The 2,865-nt window shown below is 39.6% G+C and carries 1 protein-coding gene; it reads right to left on the minus strand.

The genetic code is table 11. The annotated features are described in order from the left end of the window. Window positions 1-168: 168 nt before the first annotated feature. Window positions 169-2,262 carry a WD40 domain-containing protein gene (locus O9324_RS19860; RefSeq protein ID WP_288141102.1) on the minus strand — a complete coding sequence of 698 codons (2,094 nt, stop codon included), beginning with the start codon at window positions 2,260-2,262 and terminating at the stop codon, window positions 169-171. Window positions 2,263-2,865: the final 603 nt, after the last annotated feature.

The raw sequence follows: 2,865 nt of genomic DNA on the forward strand, positions 1-2,865 counted from the left end.
CCGAATGCTTCGCCCGTACTTTTTGCCGCATACCCTATTTAGGAGAAAACTGCTCGATTCAATAATTTGAGCCAAAACCCAATATTTTTAAAGACATCGGTGCAGTTTCCCGCAAGTGTCGCTCATTTTTGATAGACAAAAATTATTGCTGTCACCCCAAACACAAGTTTACTGTCCCACCCGCCAAATTTTGATAGTATTGTCACCACTTCCACTAGCTAAATAGTGACCATCGGGACTATATGCTACTGACAAAACCACATCAGAATGACCAGTAAGGGTACGCAATTCTTTTCCGGTTGCTACTTCCCAAATTTTGATAGTATTGTCACTACTACCACTAGCTAAATAGCGGCCATCGGGACTATATACTACTGAGTAAACTGCCTCAGAATGGCCAGTAAGGGTACGCAATTGTTTTCCCGTTGCCACCTCCCAAATTTTGATAGTATTGTCATAACTCCCACTAGCTAAATAGCGACCATCGGGACTATATACTACTGACCTAACCGAGTCAGAATGACCGGTAAGAGTACGCAATTCTTTTCCCGTTGCTACCTCCCAAATTTTGATAGTATTGTCATAACTCCCACTAGCTAAATAGCGACCATCGGGACTATATACTACTGACAAAACCTCACTAGAATGACCAGTAAGGATAGGCAATCCTTTTCCCGTTGCTACCTCCCAAATTATGATACTATTGGAACTACCACTAGCTAAATAGCGGCCATCGGGACTATATACTACTGAGAAAACCAAGAGAGGATGACCAGTAAGGGTACGCAATTCGTTTCCCGTTGCTACCTCCCAAATTTTGATAGTATTGGAACTACCACTAGCTAAATAGCGGCCATCGGGACTATATACTACTGATAAAACCTGGTTAGAATGACCAGTAAGAGTACGCAATTGTTTTCCCGTTGCTACCTCCCAAATTTTGATAGGATTGTTCCAACTCCCACTAGCTAAATAGTGGCCATCGGGACTATATACTACTGACCAAACCCAGTCAGAATGACCAGTAAGGGTTTTATCTAAGAAGCGAAGACTAGATAAATCAGATATTAATAATTGAGGACTAGCAGGAAAATTTTTATATTTAAAATAACCATAAACTTGCGTTATTCCTACTCCTAATAACAAAACTCCACCAAGAGCTATCATTCTGTTTCTCAGCTTATTCTTTTTAACTGGTTGTGCTGGTGTTTTTTTGGGTACAGCTACGGGTGAAACTGGCGGAGAAGGATTAATCTTAGGAATAACTGGCGGTTGTTTTTGAGTTACAACAGGCTGCGGATTTGCTGCTGGTGGAGATGGCCTATTAGGAGTTATAGGAGGTAACTTTAATTGCCGTTCAATCTCATCCAAACGTTGTAAAATAACCCTAGTATTAGCCGGTCTATTCTTGGGTAATCTCCCCATCAACTCATCAATAAAATCCAACAATAACGGGTGAATATTTTCCGTTTCTTCTCGCCAAGATAAAACATCATTAACCGCATCATAAATTTCTAAGGGATGTTTTCCCGTTAATAAATGCACAAAAGTTCGTCCTAAAGCATGAAAATCTGATTGAATCACTGCTTGGCCATGTTGTTGTTCATTGGGTGTATATCCGGCTGAGGTAATACCTGTTATCTGTTGACCTTTTACCTTTTGATGATAGGTTTGGGTTTCTTCCCTTGCTGTCCCAAAATCAATTAACACCAACTCGCCACTATTCCGCAGCATAATATTAGGGGGTTTAATATCTCGATGCAGCCAATTCTGTTGATGAATTTTATCGAGAATTAAAGTAATTTCTCTCAGCCATTTTAAGGCTCGTTTTTGACTTAAACTATCATACTGCTTAAGCCACTGTTCTAAATCAATACCCTCCACTTTTTCCATAACTAAACAGTGTAATATTTTCCCCTTCCTTGTGGAATATTGAAAATAAGCATCCGCTTGAGGAACACCTGTCACATTTTGACGACTCAACTCTAATAAAACGTCATATTCTCGTTTAAATAATTCAACTGCTTTCGGTTCATTATTCCATTTTTCTTGTAATACCTTGAGGATTTTTGCCGTAAAACCTTCAAAAGCCTCATAGACAATGCCAAAACCACTCGTATCACTCAATAAACGACTCACTCTATATTTACCATTTAACAACAACTCAGAGCCGCAACTTTGACAGTAACGAGTATTCGAGTTATTATTACTCGGATGCTCCGGTTGAGAACAATCGGGATTAATGCAGTAACAGGGTTTCATCTCGGCTATCAGTTATTTTATTGGGTGAATAATTGAAGGTTTTCTCTTACCTGTCTTTGAAGGCATTTTATCATAAGTAAGTAGTAGGGTGCGCCCTTCGATAGCGTAACCCACTGAAACAGTCCAGTCCAGTAGTCCAGTAGGGTGCGCCCTTCGATAGCGTAACGCACCAAATTAAATTAATGATAGGTATGGTGCGTTACGACGGATTGTTAGATTCAAGTTTAAGCAGAGTAGTTAGCGATAGCGTAACGCACCAAATTAAATTAATGATAGGTATGGTGCGTTACGACGGATTGTTAGATTCAAGTTTAAGCAGAGTAGTTAGCGATAGCGTAACGCACCAAATTAAATTAATGATAGGTGTGGTGCGTTACGACGGATTGTTAGATTCAAGTTTAAGCAGAGATTGTCGCCGTCTAACGCACCCTACATTTTACTAAACTGGGATGAGCCACTCTTGAAAAAGGGGACAATTGTTAATTATTATTAAAAGTATATTTACTAATTAACCAAAATACCAGTGAAACTAGCTCAAGCTCAGACGATATTAACAGACACTTTAACCGTATTTTGGGGAGAATGGCTAGATTTACGGGCGAG

Source organism: Microcystis sp. LE19-84.1B (genome assembly GCF_027531875.1).
Classification (GTDB): Bacteria; Cyanobacteriota; Cyanobacteriia; order Cyanobacteriales; family Microcystaceae; genus Microcystis; species Microcystis panniformis.

Bases quoted from the DNA above. Each gene is read 5' to 3' on its own strand.
- O9324_RS19860 (WP_288141102.1), bottom strand. From the start codon at position 2,262: ATGAAACCCTGTTACTGCATTAATCCCGATTGTTCTCAACCGGAGCAT.